Origin of the sequence: Mesorhizobium sp. Cs1299R1N3 (genome assembly GCF_037179625.1) — a bacterium.
Taxonomy (GTDB): Bacteria; Pseudomonadota; Alphaproteobacteria; order Rhizobiales; family Rhizobiaceae; genus Mesorhizobium; species Mesorhizobium salmacidum.
Window position 1 is genome coordinate 119,435 of record NZ_JAPYKQ010000004.1, and the last position, 22,227, is coordinate 141,661.

Consider the following 22,227-nt stretch of genomic DNA (forward strand, 5'->3'; position numbering starts at 1 on the left):
ATGCCCACCGTCCCTTCAATCCTCGGCTTCGGAGCTATTGCGATCGACGACATCGTCTATGTCGATCAGCCGTTGTCGGCGGGCAAGGGGAAGGTTCTGCAAAGCACCAGAGCTTTCGGAGGAAATGTCGCGACGGCCCTTGCCGCCGTCGCGCGGCTCGGCGGAACCGCCGGGTTCATCGGATGGCTGGGCAGTGCCGCGGACGACGCCGTGCTGTGCGATCTCGTTGCGAGCAGCGTTGAAACTGCATTCGCGCCGCGCCACCCGCACGCACGCCCGGTGCGCTCGCGGATCACCGTCGGCTCGGATGGGGAGCGGTTCATCGCCTATGACGACGAAGCGATGCTGGGCACCGCGCCGGACTTTCCGGACGAGGTCCTCAGCCGCGCGACAGTCCTGATCGTCGATAGTTACGCGATCCGGTCGCTGGATGTCGTGGTTCGGGCTCGCGATCTCGGCCTTGCGATCCTCGGCGATATCGAATGGAGCAGCGGCCCAGCCACCGAGAGGCTGATCGCGCTGTGCGACCATCTCATTCTTCCCCTCGGCTTTGCGCGGGCTTTCACGGAGTGCCGATCGCCCGCCGAGATTCTCGATGCCTTGTGGTTGCCGTCGCGATCCGCCGTGGTTCTGACGGATGGCGGCAGGGGCGTCTATTATCGCGGACGCGACGAGACAGGGCTCTGGCACCTGCCTCCGCATCGGGTCGCTGTCGTCGATTCGACCGGCGCCGGTGACTGCTTTCATGGCGCCTATGCCCTTGCATTGGAGCGCGGGGCCGACACCGCGCGCCGGGTCGCATTCGCGGCCGCGGCGGCGGCCCTTTCGATAACGGGGCGGGGCGGGCGCGAGGCGCTTCCGACCGACGGCCAGGTCATGGAATTCCTGGCATCGACGAACGCACCGTCGGCAGTCGAACTGAAATATGCGCAGCTAGATACTGGAGCCTGAACTATCGCAGTATTTCGCAGGTGAACATAAGCCGAGGAGAACTATAAAAAGCGGTGGATTAGACTTGTGGAGGGAGGAAGATGGCAGAAGTCATTCTTGAGAATATCTGCAAAACCTACGGGAACAATTTCAACGCGATCGACCACTTGAACCTATCGGTCGAGGACGGTGAATTTTTGATTCTCGTCGGGCCGTCCGGCTGCGGCAAGTCCACCGCGTTGCGGATGATCGCGGGATTGGAGGACATCACCAGCGGCAGCCTTCGGATCGGCGGGGTGGACGTCGTCGACATGCCGCCCAAGGACCGCGACATCGCGATGGTCTTCCAGAGCTACGCGCTCTACCCGCATATGACCGTGTTCGAAAACATCGGCTTTTCGATGCGGCTGGCAGGCAAGCCGAAGGCCGAGCGCAAGAAGCGCGTGGACGAGATCGCCAAAACCCTGCAATTGACGTCGCTGCTGGACAGCAAACCCGCGAACCTTTCAGGAGGACAGCGTCAACGGGTTGCCATGGGCCGCGCCATGGTGCGCGAGCCGGCCGCCTTTCTCATGGACGAACCCCTTTCCAATCTGGACGCGAAACTGCGTGTTCAGATGCGCGCCGAAATCACCAGCCTGCAAAAGCAGCTCGGCGTCACGACCATATACGTGACCCACGACCAAACCGAAGCGATGACGATGGGGGACAGGGTCGCGGTGTTGAAAGGCGGCGTGCTGCAGCAGGTCGACACCCCCAAGAGACTCTATGAATCGCCGGTGAACGCCTTCGTTGCCGGCTTCATCGGTTCTCCTTCGATGAACCTTTTCGAGGCGACCCTGACGGGCGACGACCTGATTTCCGGCACCTTCGCCGTCCGGCTGCAGGATGAGGCCTTCATCCGCAGGCCGGCCTTGAGATCCTATGCGGGACGCAAGGTCGTGTTCGGGATCCGACCGGAGCATCTCTATGACAGCAGCCTCGAATCCGGACGCAAGTATCAGACGATACCGGCAAAGGTGACCTCGATCGAGGAGCTCGGATCCGAGCACATCGTCCATCTGAACATCGATGCGGTCAGGGTGGACTCCGGCGACCCTGACGCGGTGGAGGATTTCGGCCGGGCGTCGAACGCGGTGGCGAAATTCGAACCGGTCAGCACAGTCCGCTCAGGCTCGGAAATCCAGTTGGCCCTGGATGACGTCAAGCTGCATTTCTTCGATCCCGAGACGCATCTGGCGATCTGAAGATCCGTGGCAAGGCCCGCAGGCGAGGGCGAGGCGTCTGCGTAAGAAGACTTCTGAATAACCAGACGATCGGCAGCATTGTGCGGTCGGTCCCCAGAGAAGGAGGAGAATATGACGTTCCGTATAAAACCCGCGATGCTGAAAATAGCCGCGGCCGCATGGTTGCTTGGCGCAACCGGCGCCATGGCGGACACGACGCTGGAATTCACCCAATGGTGGGAGCCCGAATTGCCGGCTGGCTCGCTCAGGGCGATCATGGATGACTTCGAGGCCGCGAACCCCGGAATCAAGGTGACGCTGGTCAGCGGCCCCTACGCGACCACGCGAGACCAGATCTCGGTTGGTGCGGCAACCGGAACGCTCAGCGACGTCGTCGGCCTCGACGGCGCCTGGGTAAACAATCTGAACGCGCAGAACGCGCTGGCCGACATGAACCCGATGATGGACGCAAGCGGCTTCGACAAGAGCCAGGTCGCGGATATCATCAAGGTGGACGGCAAGGCGGTGATGTTCCCGGTCGCTTCGTTCGTCTATCCGGTCTTCGTGAATTTGGACCTCGCCGCCCAGGCAGGCGTGACCAAGCTGCCGTCGACCCGCGCGGAATTTCTCGAAGCCGCCAAGAAGATGACGCACGCCGACAAGAACCAGTATGGCTGGGTGCTGCCCCTGTCGCTGCAAACGCCGTCCGGTGTCCAGAACGACATGATGTCGTGGGTCTGGGCTTCGGGTCAATCGATGATGGCGAACGGCAAGCCCGACCTCGAGGGCAAACCGGTGGTGGATATGCTCACCTTCGTCAAATCTCTCAACGACGCCGGCACCATCTCGCCCGGTATCGCCACCAAGACCGAGCAGGAAAAGGTCGAGGAATTCGTCAATGACCGCGTCGGGATGATGATCGACTCGCTTGCGCATGTGAACCTTATCCGCAAGCGCAATCCCAAGCTGAACTTCGACCTCATCCCTGTCCCGGTCGTGGAAAACTATACCGGAAAGCGCGGCCTTCCCTATGCCTCCTGGGGCATCGGTATCTCCGCGGCCTCGAAACATCAGGAGGAGGCGTGGAAACTCGTCCAGTATTTGATGAGCGAAAAGGTGAACGCCAAGCTCGTTTCGCTTGCAAACGCCTTCCCGGGCAACGTCAACGCCAAGCCTGACTTCGTGACGTCCGACAAGGCTTTCGGCAAGGCTTTCGAGATCTTCAAGACCGGCTATCTCGCCAACGAGTTCACGGGCCTGCCGGTGGCTGAAGACTTGATGACCCAGTTCGACGTGCAGGCTCAAAAGATGCTTGCCGGTGAGCAAAAGCCGGAAGAGGCGGCCGCTGCCGCGCAAAAGGGCTGGATGGCGAAATTCTGATCGGCGTGCTCCGCTCTCGCGGCCCACTTATCGGTTGGCCTGCCATTAGGCGGGCCAGCCGGCAAATGACGAACCTGAATGGTATTTGAAGCTCATTTCTCTTGTCGCGAGGTTGCCACCATGACCCGGCAGAAGCGCTCCCATCACAAGCTCAAACGAGCTGTGGCGCCCTATCTCTATCTGTCGCCCTCGCTGCTCATAGTCGGGCTCCTGATGCTGTTGCCGATGGTCACGGTGATTGCCTATTCCTTTCAGAACAGCGCGGTACTGCGTCGTGATCCATCCTTTGCCGGGCTAAAGCACTACCAGGCGATCTTTGACGATCCCGTGTTCTGGGCTTCGCTGTGGCATACGCTCTATTTCACAGGCATGAGTGTCGTTTTCCATATGACCATCGGCATGGTCTTCGCACTCATGCTGAACAGCGACCGCATCAATCCGACGCTGCGCAATGTGCTGCGCGTGCTCTATATACTGCCTTGGCTGTTCACTGCGGTGATCATCGCCGTGATCTGGCGCCTCTTGCTTGAGCCGAACGGTGTCGTGAACAGCATTCTCATGCAGATGGGCATCATCGGTTCCAAGATCGAGTGGTTTTCCTCGCCCGAGACCGCTCTGCACGCCGTCACTTTCGCCAATATCTGGGCGGGCTACCCGCTTTTCATGGTCAGCCTGCTCGCGGGTCTGCAAGGCATTCCCAAGGATTTCTACGAGGCCGCCGATATCGACGGGGCGAAGGCCTACCAGAAGCTGATCTTCATCACCATCCCGCAGCTGATGCCGATCATCATCAGCATCTCGCTGCTCGACTTCATCTGGACCATGCAGGTCTTCCCGTTGATCTGGATAACTACGGGCGGCGGGCCGATCTACGCGACCGAGGTCCTCAGCACTTACACCTACAAGCTGGCGTTTTCGAGCTACAACCTGTCCCAGGCGTCGGCGAGCGCTGTGGTCATCCTGCTGATCTCGCTCGGCCTGACGCTGTTCTATATTCGCTATCAGCGGGCCAGGTAGGACGCCATGAGGAAACGGAACTCTGGCAAAGACAAACTGATCACCGTCGCGCTGCATGTTGCCCTTGCGGCAGGGCTGTTCTTCGCAGCCTTCCCAATCTACTGGATGCTCAGCAGCTCGTTCAAGTCGAATACCGAAATCTTTGCCCTGCCACCAACCATCCTGCCAAAGGCCTTCACGCTGGAAGCATATGCAGCCATCCTTGGCGACCCGGTAAAGCTGCGCTTCTTCTTCAACAGCTACTTCGTGGCGGGAGCGGTGACCGTGCTGACAGTGCTGATCGCCTTGCTGGCGGCCTACGGTTTCAGCCGCTTCAACTTCCGCGGCAAGGGCAGCCTGAATACAATCATCATCAGCACGCAGACGATCCCGCCGATCACACTTTTGATCCCCTTCTTCGGGCTTGTCGTCTCGTACGGCATCTTCGACACCTATGTCGCGCTGATCCTGACCTACCTGGTGTTTACGTTGCCCTATGCGATCCTGCTGATGACAGGGTACCTGAACACCTTGCCACGCGATCTCGATGAAGCCGTCGCCGTTGATGGCGGCACGAGTTGGACAGCGCTCTGGCGAGTGATCGTCCCGATTTCTCTGCCCGGTATCGTGGCGACGTCGGTCTACACCTTCCTGTTGTGCTGGAACGAATTTCTCTTTGCGCTGACGCTGACGAAGTCAACGTCCATGCGCACCGTCCCGATCGGCATACAGCTGTTGATGGGACAGCACGCCTTCGAATGGAACCAGATGATGGCGATGAGCGTGCTCGGCTCGCTACCGCTCTTGCTCATCTACCTCGTTGCCCAGAGATTTTTCCTCGCCGGCATGACCGCGGGCTCGGTCAAGTAGGATGTCCATCCCAAGGAGAACTGACGGAGCAGGCCCCCGTGTATTGCAATAGATCATTGGACCCTATCTGCTGGCGGGCGATATCCCCGCGGCCTCGGCCGTCGTCCCGTTCCGCTGATCATGCTCGTGCTGTTCTTCCAGCGCCACATCATCGAAAGCCTGACGCAGGGCGGCCTCAAGGAATAGGCGGAATCAAGGAATGAAAGGATGAACGTGAAAGACCTCAAAGTCGGCTGCCAGACCTTCACCTGGGAAATGCTGGGAGACCGGTTCACCGGTGGCCCCGACGATCTGTTGAAGGCGATCGCGGATGGTGGCTACGCCGGCATCGAGATCACCGACACCATGATCGGCCGCTACGCCGGCAAGCCAGCCGAGTTCGCCGCCGCGCTGAAGTCGTCCGGCCTGGTGCTGGTTTCCTTCGCCTTTGGCTCCAGGAGCGGCTTCACGCTGAAGGATGAGATCGGCGCCGACCTCGAAACTGCCAGGCGCTGGATCGATTTCGTGGCAAACTTTCCCGATGCGCTGGTGTCGATGGGCTCGGCGACCATCGTCTCCGACGGGCCGCGCGACGGCAAATTCGCCATCGCGGCCGAGCTGTACAACAAGGCCGGCGAGCTCGGCCGCAAGGCCTGTGTCCAGGTGGCGGTGCATCCGAGTTCGCATCACAACACGCTGCTGTTCGACCGCGCCGATTACGACGCGATCTTTGCCTTGCTCGACGCCGATCTGGTCGGCTGGGTGCCGGATACCGGTCACATCCTGCGCGGCCACAAGGACATGGCCGACACGCTCACCACCTACCGCGACCGCATTCGCTACATCCACCTCAAGGACGTCGACGCCAAGGGCACGTGGGCGATGCTGGGCAAAGGTGTTTGCGACACGCCACAAGTCATCGAGATCGCCGGTACCGCGCCGAACTTCAACGGCTGGCTGGTGCTGGAGGAAGAATCCGACACCGCGGCCGCCGATCCGGCCGGTGCGGTCAAGACCAACCGCCAGACGATGCGCGGCTACGGGGCCTGAGACGATGATCAAGAAACAGGACAGACGCCTCAGGGTCGGCGTGCTCGGCTGCGGCCCGATCGCGCAGTTCGCGCATCTGGAATCCTGCGTCAAGGCCGGCAATGCCGACCTCTACGCCATCTGCGACGCGGCACCCGATCTGCTCGCCCGCATGGGTGCCACCTATGAACCGCAGAAAATGTATGCCGATTATGACGCCATGCTCGCCGATCCCGAACTGGAAGCGGTCATCGTCGCCACGTCGGATGCCTATCACGTGCCGATGTCGATCAAGGCGCTCGATGCCGGCAAGCATGTTCTCTGCGAAAAGCCGATCGGCACTTCGATCGAGGAAGGCGAGGCCCTGGCGGAGGCGGTCAAGCGCGCCGGCAAGGTGCTGCAGGTCGGGCACATGAAGCGTTTCGACCCGGCGCTGGAGGCCGTGCGCGACTTCGTCCGCGACGAGATCGGCGAGGTGCTGGCGCTGAAGGCCTGGTATTGCGATTCCACCCATCGCTACACCAACACCGATGCGGTGCAGCCGCTGCCCGTCACCAGCAAGCTGGCGAAGAAGCCTGCGGGCAATCCGAAGGCTGATCTCAGGCAGTATTTCATGCTGGCCCACGGCTCGCATCTCGTCGACACGGCGCGCTTCCTCTGCGGCGAGATCGTTGCCGTGCGCGCCCGCCTCAACGAGCGCTTCGGCGCCTATTGCTGGTTTGTCGAAACCGAATTCGCCAGCGGTACGCTCGGCCATCTCGATCTGACCGTCGCCGTGCGCATGGACTGGCACGAAGGGTTTCAGCTCTATGGCGAGAATGGCTCGGTCATCGCCAAGACGTTCAACCCCTGGTATTTCCGCGCCAGCGAGGTCGACATCTTCCACGAGAAGGACGCGACCTCGCGAAAACCGCTCGGCGCCGACGGCCATTTCTTCCGTCGCCAGCTCGAGGGCCTTGCCGACACGGTTCTGAACGGCGCGCCGATGCGCGGCGCCAATGTCGAGGACGGCATCGCCTCGATCCGCGCCATGGTGGCGATTGCCCGTTCTGTCGAGATTGGCGAACGGGTTGAACTTGCCTCGGTTTCGGGTGCCGTCTGATGCGCCTCGGCATCTTCGCCAAGACTTTTCCGGGCACCGATCCGGCCGCCGTCTTGGCCACGGTCAAGCAGGCCGGATACGAGGCGACGCAGTTCAATCTCGCCTGCGCCGGCCTGCCGTCGATGCCGGACGTCGTGCCGGCGGATGCCGTCGCCGCCATCCGCGCCGCCGCGCGATCGTCAGGCGTTTCGCTGGCCGCGCTGTCGGGCACCTACAACATGGCGCATCCCGACAAGGCTGTGCGCGACGATGGGCTGAGGCGGCTTGGCGTCGTCATCCAGACGGCCGCTGCTTTGGATATCCCGCTGGTGACGCTCTGCACCGGCTCGCGCAATGCCGCCGACCAGTGGGCTTATCACTCCGGCAATGCTGATCCGTCCGCCTGGTCCGACATGGCCGCCGAAATGGAAAAGGCGCTGGCGCTGGCCGAGAACGCCGGCGTCGATCTCGGCATCGAGCCCGAGCAGGCCAACATCGTCACCTCGGCCGGGGATGCGATGCGCCTGATCGCCGACATGGGTTCGAAGCACCTGAAGATCGTGCTGGACCCCGCCAACCTGTTCGAGCATGCGACACCGGACGAAGCGCGCGTCATCGTCGCCGCAGCGATCGATGAGGCCGCCGGCCACATCGCCATGGCGCACGCCAAGGACCGTTTCGCCGACGGCCGCTTCGCCACGTCAGGCCAGGGCGTCGTCGACTTCCCGGACTTCGTCGCGCGCTTGAAGGGCGTGGGTTTCGATGGCGCGCTCGTCACGCACGGCTTGTCCGCCGACGAAGCTCCTGGCGTCGCAATCTTCCTGCGAAGGCTGCTCTGATGGGTGTCGCGCCGACGATCATGCTGCGCGGCGATGCAGTGCTCCGTGTCTTCGACACGGGGCAGGGCCTTCCCATCGTCTTCCAGCATGGCCTCGGCGGCGATGCCGCCCAGGTGGCGCAGAACTTTCCCGACGGCCCGTCGCGCCGGCGGCTGACCGTCGAATGCCGTGCGCAAGGCGGCGCCAGTGCCGGCAGCGAGCGTCCGTTCTCGATCGCGATGTTCGCCGAAGATGTGCTGGCTGCCGCCGATGCGGCGGGAATGGAGCGCTTTGTCGCCGGCGGCATCTCGATGGGCGCCGCCGTTGCACTGCACCTGGCGGCTCGGCATCCCGAGCGCGTCTCTGGCCTCGTGCTGGTGCGTCCGGCCTGGGCTTTCGACGCGGCGCCTCAAAACATGCAGCCTTACGTCGAAGTGGCGGAACTCATCGACCGGCTTCCGCTGGACGAGGCGCGCGATGCCTTCGCGTCCTCCGCGACGGCGACCCGCTTTCGCAGCGAGGCCCCGGACAATCTCGCTTCGTTGCTCGGCTTCTTCGAGCGCGAGAATGCAACCGTCTTCGCCGAGGTAATGCAGTCGATCGCCAATGATGGGCCTGGTGTGGCGCGGGCCGAAGCCGCCGGCCTCGCAATCCCGACGCTCGTCATCGGTTGCGGCATCGATCTCGTCCATCCCTTGGCGACCGCCCGCGAACTGGCTGAGACCATTCCCGGCGCCGCGTTTGTCGAGGTAACGCCGAAGGCTCTCGACAAGAACAGCCATTTCGCCGAAATCCGTGCCGCCATCGATGGGTTTCTCGACAGAAATTTCAACAACCAGGACCAGTCATGATCTCGAAACTCTTGTCAGGCCCGGCCGCCATCGCCGCATTGCCGCGCGACCGTCTGATCGCCGAATTCTCATCGTGGTCTGCCAATCTCGCCAATTTCGAGAGCGACTTGAAGCGCATCGAACCCTATGTCGATCTGCACCACATCGATGTCGCGGACGGCCATTTCGCGCCGTCCTTCCTGTTCTTCCCCGATCTCGTCGCCCGCATTGCCAAACTGACGGCCAGGCCCATTCACGTCCATCTGATGGTCGATGGGGCAATCGTCGAAGAACAGACGCGTCAGTTCATCGAGGCCGGCGCGGACATGATCAGCGTCCATGCCGAGAATGGCGAAGCAGGTCTGCGCGCGGTGCGGCTGGCGCGTGCACTCGGCGCCGAAGCCGGCGTCGTGTTGAGGCTGGAAACGCCGGTCGAGGCGGTGACGCCTTTCGTTTCCGAGGTGGCTTTCGTCACGCTTCTCGGCACCGCGATCGGGGTCAAGGGCCAGGGCCTGTCGGAGAAAGCCTGCGACAGGCTGGGCGAGGCCCGCGCTATCCTGCGGAACGCCGGCCGCGAGGCGGCTGTGGTGCTCGCCGCCGATGGCGGCATCCGCCACGAAACCGTGCCGCGGCTTCGCGCGGCAGGCGCCGAGACCGTGGTGCTCGGTTCGCTCGCTTTCGGCGACAAGGATCTCGCCGGCCGCATCGGCTGGCTGCACGGTTTGAAGGTCGCGGCATGAGCATCGAAGCCGCTCTCGCGATCGACCTTGGCGGCAGCGAGCTTCGTGCCGCCCTGGTTGACCGTGACGGCAAGATACTGGCCTTCGCGGTGGTGCCGACGCAGGCGCAGGCGGGCCCCGATGCAGTGATCGGCCAGATCGAGGCGCTGGCCGCGACCGTCCATGCCGAGGCGCCGGGGCTGTCGATCCTCGGCGTCGGCGTCGGCGCGCCGGGCCCGCTCGACCCGCTGGCCGGCATCGCCGTCGGACCGCCGACGCTGGCCGGCTGGCAGGACGTGCCGCTGGCCGACATCCTCGAGCGGCGGCTCGGCCTGCCGGTGCGGCTGGAGAACGACGCCAATGCGGCCGCACTTGGCGAATGGCGTTTCGGCGCCGGCCACGGCGCTCGCTCGCTGGTCTTCGTCACCGTCTCGACCGGAATCGGCGGCGGCGTCGTTGCCGACGGGCGTATCCTGCACGGTCGCCGCGGTCTTGCCGCCGAGATCGGCCATATGACCATCACCAACGAGGGCGAGCGCTGCGTCTGCGGCGTCGTCGGCTGCTTCGAGGCCATTGCCTCGGGCACCGCGCTCGGCCGCCGCGCCGATGCCGCGACGTCGCCCCTGGACGGCTCGACACTGCGCCGCCTGTCGGCCAACGCCGAGGTCACCGGCCGCCATGTGGTCGAGGCAGCCAGGCTGCAGGACGATCTCGCTCTGGCCCTGCTCGAGGAGGAGGCCCGCTGGCTTGGCGTCGGCTTCACCAATCTCTTGCATCTCTATTCGCCCGACGTGCTGGTCGTCGGCGGCGGCATCGCCAATGGCCTCGACCTGATGGCGCCCGTCATCGGGGCGACCATCCGGCAGCGCGCCATGCGCGCTTATCGCGACGTGCCGGTCGTCCAGGCCCAGCTCGGCCGCCACGCCGGGCTGGTTGGTGCCGCCAGCCTTGTCCTGTTCGACGATTTGGGCACGTTGGCGGCTCCCATGCCGGTCGGCCCAAGCACATATCCGGACACGAGGAGGGACTTCAATGGCTGAGCTCAAGCTGCGCGGCCTGATCGCGATGCAGATCGATCCGTCGCGCTGCCATTTCTTCGGCGCCAATGGCGGCTCGCCACTGGGCAGAGCCGTCTGACATCACGGACATAAGCCGATGGCCGCAAGCCGAGTGCTTGCGGCCATCGTCCTTTCACGGAATGGCGAATTACTCGGCGGGAACGATGTCCGCCGGCAGGCTGTCGTCGGCCGTACCAGCCAATGCCCTGGCCAGCTTGGCTTCATCGAGTTCGCCCTCCCAGCGCGCGACGACCAGCGTCGCCACCGCATTGCCGACGAAGTTGGTCAGCGCCCGGCATTCCGACATGAAGCGGTCGACGCCAAGGATCAGCGCCATGCCGGCGACCGGCACCGAGGGAACCACCGAAAGCGTCGCGGCCAAGGTGATGAAGCCCGCCCCGGTGATGCCGGCGGCACCTTTCGAGGAGAGCATGGCGACCAGCAGAAGCAGGATCTGGTCTGATATCGACAGATGGATGTTCGTCGCCTGGGCGATGAACAGGGCGGCAAGCGTCATGTAGATGTTGGTGCCATCGAGATTGAAGGAATAGCCGGTCGGGATGACCAGCCCGACCACCGAGCGCTTGGCGCCGGCTTTTTCCATCTTCTCCATCAGCGAGGGCAGTGCGGCTTCCGACGACGATGTGCCCAGCACCAGGAGGAGCTCTTCCTTGATGTAGCGGATCAGGGACAGGATCGAGAAGCCGTTGTAGCGGCAGACCGCACCGAGCACGACGAAGACGAACAGGAACGAGGTCGCGTAGAAGGTTCCGACCAGCATGGCGAGGTTGATGACCGAGCCGATGCCGTATTTGCCGATGGTGAAGGCCATCGCGCCGAACGCGCCGATCGGCGCTGCCTTCATCAGCACGCCGACCAGCTTGAACATCGGCGCCATCAGCGCCTGCAGGAAGTTGAGCACCGGTGTGCCCTTGTCGCCGACCAGCGCCAGCGCGATGCCGAACAGAACCGAGAAGAACAGCACCTGCAGGATGTCGCCGTCGGCGAAGGCGCCGACGATCGTGCCGGGGATGATGTTCATCAGGAAGCCGGTGACCGACTGGTCATGTGCCTTGGCGGCGTAAGTGTTCACGGTCGAGGCGTCGAGCGTTGCCGGGTCGATGTTGAAGCCGGCGCCCGGCTGCACGACATTGGCCACGACAAGGCCGATTATGAGCGCAAGCGTCGAGAAGGTGAGGAAGTAGAGCATCGCCTTGCCGGCGACGCGGCCGACCTTCTGCAGGTCGCTCATGCCGGCGATGCCGGTTGCGACCGTCAGGAAGATGACCGGGGCGATGATCATCTTGACCAGCTTGATGAAGGCATCGCCGAGCGGCTTCATGCTCTCGCCGATCGACGGATAGTAATGGCCGAGCAGGATCCCGACGGTGATCGCTACGAGCACCTGCACGTAGAGCTGGGCATAGAGGGGCTTGCGCTGCGCGGGGCGCGCGGCGGATTGGTCTGCGATATGCATCGAACTCTCCCTGGCCGGATGGACGGAACCCGCCCTGCGTGACTTCTCCCATCGCGGCGTTCCGGTCGCCCGCCGCTGCAAGGACTTTTGCAAGCGCTGTGCCAGATGGCGGATAGGCCGAAATCCCCGGGTTTCAGCCGTTCCTGCCCCGCTGTCGACGGAGACCTGTGCGGATTTCCGCACAGGTCTTGTTTGCCCTGGCGGAATTTCGCATTAGACTGGGGCCGTAGCCGTGCAGGGAAGGGAGAGGGCCGACGCCGCGACAGCGCATCGATAGCGAAGCCCCAGGCTTTGCCGCCCGCGACCTGTTGCGCGAAGCGGTAGTGCGCCTGCGCGGCGGCCGTTGGCTGCTTGCGGCGATCGCGCTCGCGGTGCTGGTGGGAGCAGTCGCCGTTGCCGGGCGCATCGCCGAGGATCAGGCCGCCGGCAACTTGCGCGACGGGGCACTGGCCGCCTTGCCGCTGGCGGCCGGAACCCTGACCGGCGAAATCGAAAAGCAGCGTCTCGTGCCGCTGGTGCTGGCGCGCGACGATGCGGTGCGCGATGCGCTGCGCCGCGCCGGAAAGGTCGAGGAAACAGCTCTCGACGCCAAGCTGAAGGCCATAGCCGGCGATGCATCGGCCTCGGCCATCTATGTCATCGACACGGCGGGCATGGCGATATCAGCCAGCAATGCCGGCCAGCCGGACAGCTTTGTCGGCATCGACTATAATTTTCGTCACTATTTCACCGATGCGATGGCCAACGGCGCGGCCAGCCAGTATGGCCTCGGCACGATCAGCGGCAAGCCGGGTCTCTACCTCGCCGGCCGTGTCGACGATGCTGGCAAACCGCTTGGCGTCGCGGTTCTGAAGGTCGAACTCGGCGGTGTCGAAGCCAATTGGCGGGCGAGCGGCTTTCGCGTTTTCGTCACCGACGAGCGCGGCGTCGTTCTGGCCACCAGCCAGCCCGATTGGCGCTTCCATGCGCTGGCGCCGCTCTCCGCCGCGGACGCCGCCGCGGCGCATGACCAACTTCAACTGGTCGACGCCGCCTTCGAGCCGCTGCCGATACGGCGTGGCGCCGGTGACGGTCTGGCGACAATCGACGAAGCCGGAAAATCGCGCCGGTTCGTCGAGGTGGTGCAGGACTTGCCCGGTGCCGTCCCCGGCTGGCGCCTGTGGCTGCTGACGCCCGCCGATGCCGCCCTGGCCTCCGCCGCCAACACGGCGCGCCTGACGACACTGCTCGGGCTGCTGCTGATGGGGCTGCTTGCCTATGTGTTCACCCGGCGCCGTCGCACACGCCGGCTGCGGCAGGAGGCGCTGGCGCGCATGAATGCCGAACTCGAGAGCCGCGTCAGCACCCGGACCGCCGAATTGACGCGATCGAACACCGCCCTTGCCGGCGAAATCGCCGAGCGCGAAAACGCCGAGGCCAAGGTCCGCCGGCTGCGCGACGATCTCGCCCAGGCCAACCGGCTCTCCATCCTCGGCCAGATCGCCGCCGGCGTGGCGCATGAGATCAACCAGCCTGTCGCCGCAATCCGCACCTATGCGGAGAATGCCGGCCGCTTTCTCGAGGTCGGCAAGACCGAACCGGCGAGCGGCAATCTGACCTCGATCGTGTCGATGACCGAACGCATCGGCGCCATCACCGGCACGCTACGCACTTTTGCCCGCCGGCCCGGCACTGCTGCATCGCCTTTGCCGGTGCGCGAGGCGATCGAGGGTGCGCTGTCGCTTCTGTCCGGCCGCATCCGCGATTCCGGCGTCACCATCGTCAGGCCGCGCGGTACCGCATCGCCATTGGTGATGGCAAGCCGCATCCGGCTGGAGCAGATCCTCGTCAACCTGTTGCAGAATGCGCTGGACGCCGTGAAGGACCGGCCCGATCCCCGCATCGAGATCGACCTCGCCGAACGTGGCGACAGGGTGCTGATTTCGGTGCGCGACAATGGTCCCGGCCTCGGGCCGGAAGCCGCCGGCAATCTGTTCATGCCGTTCCAGACCACCAAGGAAAAGGGGCTTGGCCTCGGCCTGGTGATCTCGCAGGAGATCGCCCAGGAATTGGGCGGCACGCTGCGGCTCGACCCCGACACGGTCAGCGGCGCATCCTTCACCATCGACTTGAGGCGGATCGAATGACGCAGGGATCAGGGCTGGTGGCGCTCGTCGACGACGATGCGGACCTGCTTCACGCCACCACGCAACTGCTCGAACTTGCCGGCTTCACGGTGATCGCGCTCGACGCCGCCGAGGCAGCGCTTGGTGTCGTCGACACGGATTTCGATGGTGTGGTCGTCAGCGATATCCGTATGCCCGGCATGAACGGTCTGCAGCTCTTCGACCGCGTCAAGGCTGTTGACCCCGACTTGCCGGTGATCCTGGTCACCGGGCATGGCGATGTCGATCTTGCCGTCGCCGCGCTCAAGGACGGCGTCTATGATTTCATCCCGAAACCCTATGCGGGGGAGCGCTTGGTCGAGGCCCTGAAGCGGGCATCGGAGAAGCGGCGGCTGGTGATGGAAAACCGGCGGCTGCGCGAAGCCGCGGCACTTGCCGCCGACGGCATGCCGCTGATCGGCGAGGCGCCCGCCATCCGCCGACTGCGTGAAACCTTGCGCCAGATCGCCGACATGGATGTCGACGTGCTGGTGGAAGGTGAGACGGGAACCGGCAAGGAAGTCGTGGCCGACCTCCTGCACCGGTGGGGCCGGCGCCGCGCAAAGCCCTTCGTGGCGCTGAACTGCGGCGCTCTGCCCGAAACCGTCATCGAAAGCGAGCTCTTCGGCCATGAGGCCGGCGCATTCACCGGCGCGCAGCGGCGGCGGATCGGCCGGATAGAGCACTCCAGCGGCGGCACGCTGTTCCTCGACGAGATCGAATCCATGGCGCCGGCGTTGCAGGTCAAGCTCTTGCGGGTGCTGGAGACGCGCAGCCTCACCCCGCTCGGCTCGAACGAGACGCGGCGCCTCGATCTCAGGGTCGTCGCCGCGACCAAGGTCGACCTCGGCCGGCCCGACCAGCGCGGTGATTTCCGCGAGGACCTCTATTTCCGCCTCAACGTGGTGACGCTGCGCATACCACCGCTGCGCGAGCGGCGCGGCGATATCGCGATGCTGTTCGGCCATTTCCTCGGCAAGGCGGCGGAGCGGTTTGGCCGCCCTGTCGCCAGGGTGAACGCCGCCGTGAGCCATCATCTCCAGTCGCACGACTGGCCGGGCAACGTGCGCGAGCTCGCCCATTTCGCCGATCGCGTCGCGCTCGGACTTGGGCCTGAGGACGAAGCGGAGTCCTTGCCCGCACGATTGCCGGAGCCGGCCGCCGCACTGCCCGAGCGGGTCGGGCAGTACGAGGCGCAGCTCATCCGCGACGCGCTGCGCGATCATGGCGGCGACGTGCGCGGCGCCATCGACGCGCTCGGCGTGCCGCGCAAGACGTTCTACGACAAGCTCAAGCGTTACGGCATTGCCGCATCCGACTTCCGCCCTCTCGACGCTCCCAACCGCGCAATCCGGAAAGAGCCATGAACACGACACTTGAAACGACGGCAAATCCCCTGCCGGAAGAACTCGCCTTTCTCAGTGAACGGCTGACGGCGTTCAACGACGGCGATGTCGGCGTGTCCGAAAGGAAGGCGCTGGCCGTGTTCGTGCGCGACGAGGATGGTGCTGTCGTCGCCGGCATCTCGGGCTACACCGCCTGGGGCTGGCTCTACGTGCAGTGGCTGTGGGTCGACGAAAGGCTGCGCGGCCAGCATATGGCAGGCCAGATGCTGGACGCAGCCGAACGCGAAGCCGTGGCGCGCGGCTGCCAAAATGCCTGGATCGACACTTTCAATCCCAACGCCGCCAAGGTCTATCAGCGGCAAGGTTATCAACCTTTTGGGACGCTGGCCGATTTCCCGGTCGGCCGCAGCCGAATTTTCCTGCGGAAGAATCTGTCGCCCGCGTGATCAGCCAGCCAGCTTTCCGCCGCGCATCGGTTGCGGTGCGCCGGTCGTGCTCGGGAAACTGATCGGCAGGCCGCGCAGCACGCGCACCGCGAGGAAGGCAAAGCACTCCGCCTCCACCGCGTCGCCGCTCCAGCCGAGGCTTTCGGCCAGCACCACCTCGACGCCGGCGCGGCTGGCGAGCATGGCCATCATCGTCGGGTTGTGGCGGCCGCCGCCGCTGACCACCAGCTTCTTCGGCCGGCTTGGCAGAAGGTCGAGCGCCTTGCCGACGGCGGCGGCGGTAAACGCGGTGAGCAGCGCCGCGCCATCCTCGGCGCTCAGGCCGTCGGCCATGGCCGCGCCGAAGTCGAAACGGTCGAGCGATTTTGGATAGGCCTTGGTCAGATAAGGATGCTGCAGCAGCTTGGCGAGCCGGGCTTCGTCCACCTTGCCCGCGCGGCCCAGCGCGCCGTCGCGGTCCATTTCGCCTAGCCCTTTCGACTTGATGAAATCGTTGAGCGGCGCATTGGCGGGGCCAGTGTCGAAGGCGATGACATTGTCGGCGCCGTCCCACCAGGTGATGTTGGCGACGCCGCCGAGATTGAGCACGGCCACCTCGCCACTGGCGCCGGCGCTGCGCATCAGCGCAGTGTGATAGGCGGCTGCCAGCGGCGCGCCTTGCCCGCCGGCGCGCATGTCGGCCGAACGGAAATCATAGGCGACCTTGGTGCCGAGGATCTCATGCATCAACTCGCCGTCGCCAAGCTGGCGGGTCTGGCCGAGCCGTCCGACCTGCGGCGCGCGATGCAGCACGGTCTGGCCGTGAAAGCCGACGACGCCGATATCGGCCATCGTCATGCCGTACCCTTCGACGAGTTCCTTCACCGCCGCCGACTGCGCACGCGTCAGCGCCTCTTCCGCCTTGCTGAAGATCGCCGGTTCCGGCCCGACAAAATTCCAGGCCCTGGCCGCCGTCAGCGTCTCCTCCAGCAAGGAGCGGATCGACGGGGAATAGGGCATCAGACGGTAGGTGCCGAAATCCTCGATCCGCTCGCCATCGGTCTTGATCAGGGCGACATCGATGTTGCCGTCAAGCACGGTGCCGGTCATCAGGCCGACGGCCCAGATTGGTTCCATGGTCTATCCCTAGCCCCTGTTGATGAGATCGCCGACCGCTTGCCGCAGCGAGACGATGCCGCTGTCGAAATGGCGTGTCGGATGGATGCGGTTGGTGAGCAAGGTCCACGCCTTGCCCTTGTCGAAGTCTATCCACAGTCCCGTGCCGGTAAAGCCGGTATGGCCGATCGTTCCCGGACTGCATAACGCACCCCCGGACCAGCCTTCGTGAGGTCGTTCCCAACCATGGGTGCGGGTGGCCGACAAGGGCTCGCGCATCAGCGCGATCGATTGTTCGGATGCGCCCGTTCCGTCCAGCAGTCCCTGGGCGAAATCGAGCACCGAAGCGGCCGTACCGAACAGGCCGGCGTGACCAGCGCCCTGCAACGCCGAGCAATTGTCGTCGTGCACCTCGCCGGACAGCACGCGGTGGCGCCAGGTGCAATCCTCGGTCGCCGCGGCGGCATCGGGTTCCGTGGACCAGGCAAAGCCCGGGCCGGGCTCCATGGCGCGAATGCTCTTGCCCGACAGCCGCTCCAGCGCAAAGCCGAGCAGGATGAAGTTGATGTCGGAATAAACCGGGTCGCGCGCCCGCCATTCCCGCTGCAGGATGAAGGCGCGCAGCAGCTCGGGATCGCGTCCATAGGTGTAGATCGGCTCGACTGCGGGGAAGGGCGTCTGGTGGCCGAGGCACTGGCGGAAGGTCACCTTCCGCTCCCAGGCGTTCGCGTCATACTGGCGAAGGTCGGGAAGCACCGAGATCAGCGGCGCGTCGAGATCGATGATGCCGTCCTGCGCCAGCGCCAGGATGCGCGGCGTGGTGAAGATCACCTTGGTCAGCGACGCCAGGTCGAACCAGGTGTCTTCCCGCATCGCCCGCGGCTTAGGCACGAGCTGCGCCGAGCCGATTGCGCGGACGATACGGTCGCCATCGCGGCTGACAATGCCGAGCACGCCGCCAGGGATACGTCTGGCGGTGACTGCCGTTGCGAGTGGCTGGAATGCACGATCGAAGACCTGGGTGAGGTCGGTCAATGCTGGCCTCCTTCGGAGAGGTAGCGCCCTACGGCGCCCCCCTCTGTCCTGCCGGACATCTCCCCCTCTAGGGGGGAGATCGGATGTTGCATCGGCCTTCGCCAATCTCCAACGTCCGATGGCTGGCGCCGCGCACGAGCTGCCAATCTCCCCCCTAGAGGGGGAGATGCCCGGTAGGGCAGAGGGGGGCGCTGTCCCGCAAACATCTCTAAGCCTCCACCCTCGCCATATGATCTCCTCCAAACCGCTCCCATTTCGCCGGAGCCGGCTCAAACCCCTGCGGCCTGACCAGCGACGGCACCTGGCGCGTGTCGATCTCGAAATGCTCGTGCCGCCGGTCGATGGTCGGAACGGCGGCGATCAGCTTCTTCGTATAGGAATGCCTCGGCTTCGACAGCACGGACCGCGCGTCGCCGATCTCGACGATCTGGCCGGCATAGATGACCGCGATGCGGTGCGCGATCCGCTCGACCACGGCCATGTCGTGCGAGATGAACAGATAGGCCAGCGCATATTCGCGCTGCAGGTCGAGCAGCAGCTCCAGCACTTTGGCCTGCACCGAGACATCGAGCGCCGACACCGCTTCGTCGAGAACCACGACGGACGGGTTGAGCATCAGCGCGCGGGCGATGCACAGTCTTTGCCGCTGGCCGCCGGAGAATTCGTGCGGATAGCGCTCAAGGCTGTTCTTGGGCAGGCCGACGCGTTCGAGCAGGCCGGCCATTCTGGCCCGGGTTTGGGCATCCACCCGCCCACCGGTGGCGATCACCGGTTCGCCCAGGATGCTTTCGATGGCCAGCCTCGGGTTGAGCGAGGCGTAAGGGTTCTGGAACACCATCTGAACGGGTTTGGCGCTGCGCTCCGCCGTGGCCGTTTGCGTGCCGACCGAGAAGCTGCCGCGCGTCGACCGCACCAGTCCCAGCACCGCCTTCGCGGTGGTGGATTTACCCGAGCCGCTCTCGCCAACGATGGCCAGCGTCTCGCCTTGCATCAGATCGAAATCGACACCGTCGACGGCATGCACCGCGCCGGTCGCGCGGCTGAAGAAGCTGCTCTTGAGCGGAAACCGAACCACGAGCCCATCGACCTTCAAGGCCGGTTGCGTGTTCGCGGCCTTGTCGCGCTGCCCGTCCGCGCGTGTCGCCCGGCCGCTGGCGAAATGCGGCACGTCCTGCAGCAGATGCTGCGTGTAAGGATGCTGCGGGCGGTCGAGGATCTGGTTCAGTTCGCCCTGTTCGACGGCCTGGCCGTTCTGCATCACCATCACCTTGTCGGCGATGCCGGCAACCAGGCCGATATCGTGGGTGATGAAGATCATCGACATGCCGCTTTCGCGCTTCAGCTCGGCCAGCAGCGCCATGATCTGCGCCTGCACGGTGACGTCGAGCGCCGTCGTCGGCTCGTCGGCGATCAGCAGGCGGGGGTTGCAGGCGAGGGCAATCGCGATCATCACCCGCTGCAGCATGCCGCCGGACAACTGGTTGGGTGTGTATTTCAGCCGTCGCGCCGCATCGGGAATGCGCACGCGGTCGAGCGCGTCCCTGGCTGCCGCCGTGGCTTGCCGGCCTGTCAGCCCGCGATGCAGGCGGAACGATTCCTCGATCTGGGTGCCAATGGTCAGCACCGGGTTGAGCGAGGTCATCGGCTCCTGGAAGATCATGCCGATCTCGGCACCGCGAATGCCGGTCAGTTGCGGTTCAGTCGCGGCTGCCAACTCGAAGACGGTCCCATCGACCCGCTTCAACTTCAGGGAACCGCCGGTGATGCGGCCGCCGCCGAAATCGACAAGCCGGTTGATCGACAGCGCCGTCACCGACTTGCCCGAGCCGCTTTCGCCGACAATGGCCAGCGTCTCGCCGTCGGCGATATCGAAACCGACGCCGCGCACGACCTCATTGGCTTTCGGATTGCGGCCGAAGCCGACGCGCAGGTCCGAGACCGACAGCAGCGGGGTCATGCCAACGCACTCCGCATCCTCGGGTCGAGGATGTCGCGCAAGGCGTCGCCCAAAAGGTTGAAGCCCAGAATGCTGATCATGATCGCCAGGCCTGGGAAGATCAGCAGCCAGGGTGCCGTCTCCATCAAATTGCGGCTGTCGCTCAGCATCAGGCCGAGGGACGCGGCGGGCGGCTGCGTGCCAAGGCCGAGAAAGCTCAAGCCGGCTTCGGTGAGCAGCGCCCAGGCCAGCGCCAGCGTCACCTGCACGGTCAGCGGCGCCACGAGGTTGAGCAGCAGGTGGCGCGTGACGATATAGCTCGAACTGCTGCCGAAGGTGCGCGCGGCGTCGACGAATTCGCGTGTCTTGAGCGATAGGGCAGGGCCGCGCACCACCCGCGTGAAGATCGGCGTGTAGACGATGCCGATGGCGACAACGCTGGTCCATGTGCCCGGCCCGGCGACGGTGACGATGAGCAGCGCCAGAAGGATCGCCGGGAAGGCCAGCAGCACGTCCATGATCCGCATCACCACGCCGTCCCAGCGGCGCCCGAGCCAGGCGGCGGCCAGCCCCAGGACCGTTCCGGCAAGGGACGCGAACGCCACCGAGAAGAAGGCGACCGTAAAGGACTGGCCGATGCCCGCCATCAGGCGGCTGGCGACGTCGCGGCCGAACAGGTCGGTGCCCATCCAGTAGGCGGCGCTGGGTGCATGCAGTCGGTCGATGCGGTACTGCGTGATCGGATTGTGCGGCGTCAGCCCCAGCAGGCCAAGGATGGCGAGCAGCAGATAGACGGACACGATGACGCCGCCGATGCGGCCGCTGCCATGACCGAAGATGGCACGCAGGATCCGCATCACTGTTCCCCCAGCCGGATGCGCGGATCGAGCGCGACATAGGCGAGGTCGACCAGGAGATTGACGATCATGAAGTTGAAGGCGATGAACAGCACGCTGCCCTGCACCAGCGCGTAGTCGCGCTGCAGGATGGCATCGAGCACCATGCGTCCGAGGCCGGGCAGGGCATAGATTTGCTCGACGATGACGGCGCCGCCCAGGAGGTAGCCGAACTCTATGCCGCTCAGCGTCACCACCGGGATCAGCGCATTGGGCAAAGCGTGCCGCCAGATGACACTGCGCGCCGAAGCGCCCTTGCTGCGCGCCGTACGCACATAATCGTCGCTCAACACGTCCAGCATCGCCGAGCGCGCGATGCGGGTGACCGACGCCGCGAAGGCGAAGCCGAGCGTGATGGCGGGCAGGATCAGCTGGCTGAGATTGCGCAAGGGATCCCGCCAGAGCGGTGCGAATTCGCCCATCGCCGGCAGCACGCCGAAGCCGGCCGACAGCGTGTAGATGATCAAGAGGCCAAGCACGAAACTCGGCGTCGACTGGCCGATCATGGCGACGATGCGCACCCCAAGGTCGGACGGTTTTTCGTTGTGCGTGGCGGCGTAGATGCCGGCCGGCATGCCGACGAGAAGCGCGATGATCATTGACAGCACTGCCAGCTCCAGCGTCAGCGGAAAACGCTCGAGGATGACCTCGAGAACCGGCCTGCCATAGGTGACGGAGATGCCGAAATTGCCGTGCAGGATGCCGCCGATCCAGCGCCAGTATTGAACGAACCAGGGTTGGTCGATACCGAAATAGGCGGCGAGCGAATCCCGTTGTGCCGGCGTCAGCAGGCCGGCCTCGGTGCCCAGCATCGCCGTGATCGAATCGCCAGGCACCATCCGGATCGCGACGAAGACCAGGATGGATACGCCAAGCAGGACGAGAGGAAACGTCGCCAGCCGTCGCAAGAGATAGTTCACGCCAGGAAGACCTCTC

The 22,227-nt window shown here is 64.7% G+C and carries 20 protein-coding genes; 14 read left to right on the top strand and 6 right to left on the bottom strand.

The window, feature by feature from the left end:
* The 11 genes from O7B34_RS11735 (at position 1) to O7B34_RS11785 (ending at position 10,898) form a co-directional block, all read left to right on the top strand.
* Entirely contained in the window at positions 1-951 is a 951-nt protein-coding gene (locus tag O7B34_RS11735) for a PfkB family carbohydrate kinase (protein ID WP_337146227.1), read from the top strand.
* An 80-nt stretch (positions 952-1,031) separates the two neighbouring features.
* On the top strand, positions 1,032-2,177 hold the full coding sequence (locus tag O7B34_RS11740; RefSeq protein ID WP_337146228.1) for an ABC transporter ATP-binding protein: 1,146 nt from the start codon (positions 1,032-1,034) through the stop codon (positions 2,175-2,177).
* A gap of 111 nt (positions 2,178-2,288) precedes the next feature.
* Positions 2,289-3,536: an ABC transporter substrate-binding protein gene (locus O7B34_RS11745; RefSeq protein ID WP_140505644.1), complete on the top strand. Its 1,248-nt coding sequence runs from the start codon at positions 2,289-2,291 to the stop codon at positions 3,534-3,536.
* A 120-nt stretch (positions 3,537-3,656) separates the two neighbouring features.
* Positions 3,657-4,553, top strand: a complete 897-nt coding sequence (locus O7B34_RS11750; protein ID WP_337146229.1) for a carbohydrate ABC transporter permease — start codon at positions 3,657-3,659, stop codon at positions 4,551-4,553.
* Positions 4,554-4,559: 6 nt separating this feature from the next.
* Complete coding sequence (locus O7B34_RS11755) at positions 4,560-5,402, top strand: carbohydrate ABC transporter permease (protein WP_337146230.1); 843 nt, start codon at positions 4,560-4,562, stop codon at positions 5,400-5,402.
* 207 nt (positions 5,403-5,609) lie between these two features.
* Positions 5,610-6,431: a sugar phosphate isomerase/epimerase family protein gene (locus tag O7B34_RS11760; protein WP_337146231.1), complete on the top strand. Its 822-nt coding sequence runs from the start codon at positions 5,610-5,612 to the stop codon at positions 6,429-6,431.
* 4 nt (positions 6,432-6,435) lie between these two features.
* Positions 6,436-7,512, top strand: a complete 1,077-nt coding sequence (locus O7B34_RS11765) for a Gfo/Idh/MocA family protein (protein ID WP_337146232.1) — start codon at positions 6,436-6,438, stop codon at positions 7,510-7,512.
* A complete protein-coding gene (locus O7B34_RS11770; RefSeq protein ID WP_337146233.1) occupies positions 7,512-8,330 on the top strand; it encodes a sugar phosphate isomerase/epimerase family protein in 819 nt (272 codons plus the stop codon). The genes O7B34_RS11765 and O7B34_RS11770 overlap by 1 nt, the downstream gene beginning before the upstream one ends.
* On the top strand, positions 8,330-9,160 hold the full coding sequence (locus tag O7B34_RS11775) for an alpha/beta fold hydrolase (protein WP_337146234.1): 831 nt from the start codon (positions 8,330-8,332) through the stop codon (positions 9,158-9,160). The genes O7B34_RS11770 and O7B34_RS11775 overlap by 1 nt, the downstream gene beginning before the upstream one ends.
* A complete protein-coding gene (locus tag O7B34_RS11780; protein WP_337146235.1) occupies positions 9,157-9,879 on the top strand; it encodes a ribulose-phosphate 3-epimerase in 723 nt (240 codons plus the stop codon). The genes O7B34_RS11775 and O7B34_RS11780 overlap by 4 nt, the downstream gene beginning before the upstream one ends.
* Entirely contained in the window at positions 9,876-10,898 is a 1,023-nt protein-coding gene (locus tag O7B34_RS11785) for an ROK family protein (protein WP_337146236.1), read from the top strand. Before O7B34_RS11780 ends, O7B34_RS11785 begins: the two co-directional genes overlap by 4 nt.
* 166 nt (positions 10,899-11,064) lie before the next feature.
* Here O7B34_RS11785 and O7B34_RS11790 read toward each other — a convergent pair whose 3' ends face one another.
* Positions 11,065-12,393, bottom strand: coding sequence for a dicarboxylate/amino acid:cation symporter (locus tag O7B34_RS11790; protein ID WP_337146237.1), 1,329 nt, complete (start codon positions 12,391-12,393; stop codon positions 11,065-11,067).
* A gap of 305 nt (positions 12,394-12,698) precedes the next feature.
* On the opposite strand from O7B34_RS11790, the gene O7B34_RS11795 reads away from it, so the two are divergent.
* The 3 genes from O7B34_RS11795 to O7B34_RS11805 are packed head-to-tail and all read left to right on the top strand — an operon-like array spanning position 12,699 to position 16,329.
* The gene (locus O7B34_RS11795) at positions 12,699-14,519 is read left to right on the top strand and encodes a sensor histidine kinase (protein ID WP_337146415.1); all 1,821 of its coding nucleotides are present in this window, start codon (positions 12,699-12,701) and stop codon (positions 14,517-14,519) included.
* Complete coding sequence (locus O7B34_RS11800) at positions 14,516-15,904, top strand: sigma-54-dependent transcriptional regulator (protein WP_337146238.1); 1,389 nt, start codon at positions 14,516-14,518, stop codon at positions 15,902-15,904. Before O7B34_RS11795 ends, O7B34_RS11800 begins: the two co-directional genes overlap by 4 nt.
* Complete coding sequence (locus O7B34_RS11805; protein WP_337146239.1) at positions 15,901-16,329, top strand: GNAT family N-acetyltransferase; 429 nt, start codon at positions 15,901-15,903, stop codon at positions 16,327-16,329. The genes O7B34_RS11800 and O7B34_RS11805 overlap by 4 nt, the downstream gene beginning before the upstream one ends.
* Here O7B34_RS11805 and O7B34_RS11810 read toward each other — a convergent pair whose 3' ends face one another.
* The 5 genes from O7B34_RS11810 to O7B34_RS11830 all read right to left on the bottom strand — a co-directional run bounded on the left by O7B34_RS11810 (position 16,330) and on the right by O7B34_RS11830 (position 22,211).
* The gene (locus tag O7B34_RS11810) at positions 16,330-17,445 is read right to left on the bottom strand and encodes an anhydro-N-acetylmuramic acid kinase (RefSeq protein WP_337146240.1); all 1,116 of its coding nucleotides are present in this window, start codon (positions 17,443-17,445) and stop codon (positions 16,330-16,332) included.
* 9 nt (positions 17,446-17,454) lie between these two features.
* The gene (locus O7B34_RS11815) at positions 17,455-18,459 is read right to left on the bottom strand and encodes a serine hydrolase domain-containing protein (protein WP_337146241.1); all 1,005 of its coding nucleotides are present in this window, start codon (positions 18,457-18,459) and stop codon (positions 17,455-17,457) included.
* A gap of 208 nt (positions 18,460-18,667) precedes the next feature.
* Positions 18,668-20,416 carry an ABC transporter ATP-binding protein gene (locus O7B34_RS11820; protein ID WP_337146242.1) on the bottom strand — a complete coding sequence of 583 codons (1,749 nt, stop codon included), beginning with the start codon at positions 20,414-20,416 and terminating at the stop codon, positions 18,668-18,670.
* Positions 20,413-21,252: an ABC transporter permease gene (locus tag O7B34_RS11825; protein ID WP_337146243.1), complete on the bottom strand. Its 840-nt coding sequence runs from the start codon at positions 21,250-21,252 to the stop codon at positions 20,413-20,415. Before O7B34_RS11825 ends, O7B34_RS11820 begins: the two co-directional genes overlap by 4 nt.
* Positions 21,252-22,211: an ABC transporter permease gene (locus O7B34_RS11830; RefSeq protein WP_337146244.1), complete on the bottom strand. Its 960-nt coding sequence runs from the start codon at positions 22,209-22,211 to the stop codon at positions 21,252-21,254. The genes O7B34_RS11825 and O7B34_RS11830 overlap by 1 nt, the downstream gene beginning before the upstream one ends.
* Between the last annotated feature and the right edge of the window lie 16 nt (positions 22,212-22,227).

Bases quoted from the DNA above. Each gene is read 5' to 3' on its own strand.
- O7B34_RS11805 (WP_337146239.1), top strand. From the start codon at position 15,901: ATGAACACGACACTTGAAACGACGGCAAATCCCCTGCCGGAAGAACTC.
- O7B34_RS11745 (WP_140505644.1), top strand. From the start codon at position 2,289: ATGACGTTCCGTATAAAACCCGCGATGCTGAAAATAGCCGCGGCCGCA.
- O7B34_RS11825 (WP_337146243.1), bottom strand. From the start codon at position 21,252: ATGCGGATCCTGCGTGCCATCTTCGGTCATGGCAGCGGCCGCATCGGC.
- O7B34_RS11820 (WP_337146242.1), bottom strand. From the start codon at position 20,416: ATGACCCCGCTGCTGTCGGTCTCGGACCTGCGCGTCGGCTTCGGCCGC.
- O7B34_RS11770 (WP_337146233.1), top strand. From the start codon at position 7,512: ATGCGCCTCGGCATCTTCGCCAAGACTTTTCCGGGCACCGATCCGGCC.
- O7B34_RS11760 (WP_337146231.1), top strand. From the start codon at position 5,610: ATGAACGTGAAAGACCTCAAAGTCGGCTGCCAGACCTTCACCTGGGAA.
- O7B34_RS11765 (WP_337146232.1), top strand. From the start codon at position 6,436: ATGATCAAGAAACAGGACAGACGCCTCAGGGTCGGCGTGCTCGGCTGC.
- O7B34_RS11775 (WP_337146234.1), top strand. From the start codon at position 8,330: ATGGGTGTCGCGCCGACGATCATGCTGCGCGGCGATGCAGTGCTCCGT.
- O7B34_RS11800 (WP_337146238.1), top strand. From the start codon at position 14,516: ATGACGCAGGGATCAGGGCTGGTGGCGCTCGTCGACGACGATGCGGAC.
- O7B34_RS11750 (WP_337146229.1), top strand. From the start codon at position 3,657: ATGACCCGGCAGAAGCGCTCCCATCACAAGCTCAAACGAGCTGTGGCG.
- O7B34_RS11740 (WP_337146228.1), top strand. From the start codon at position 1,032: ATGGCAGAAGTCATTCTTGAGAATATCTGCAAAACCTACGGGAACAAT.
- O7B34_RS11755 (WP_337146230.1), top strand. From the start codon at position 4,560: ATGAGGAAACGGAACTCTGGCAAAGACAAACTGATCACCGTCGCGCTG.
- O7B34_RS11785 (WP_337146236.1), top strand. From the start codon at position 9,876: ATGAGCATCGAAGCCGCTCTCGCGATCGACCTTGGCGGCAGCGAGCTT.
- O7B34_RS11790 (WP_337146237.1), bottom strand. From the start codon at position 12,393: ATGCATATCGCAGACCAATCCGCCGCGCGCCCCGCGCAGCGCAAGCCC.
- O7B34_RS11810 (WP_337146240.1), bottom strand. From the start codon at position 17,445: ATGGAACCAATCTGGGCCGTCGGCCTGATGACCGGCACCGTGCTTGAC.
- O7B34_RS11735 (WP_337146227.1), top strand. From the start codon at position 1: ATGCCCACCGTCCCTTCAATCCTCGGCTTCGGAGCTATTGCGATCGAC.
- O7B34_RS11780 (WP_337146235.1), top strand. From the start codon at position 9,157: ATGATCTCGAAACTCTTGTCAGGCCCGGCCGCCATCGCCGCATTGCCG.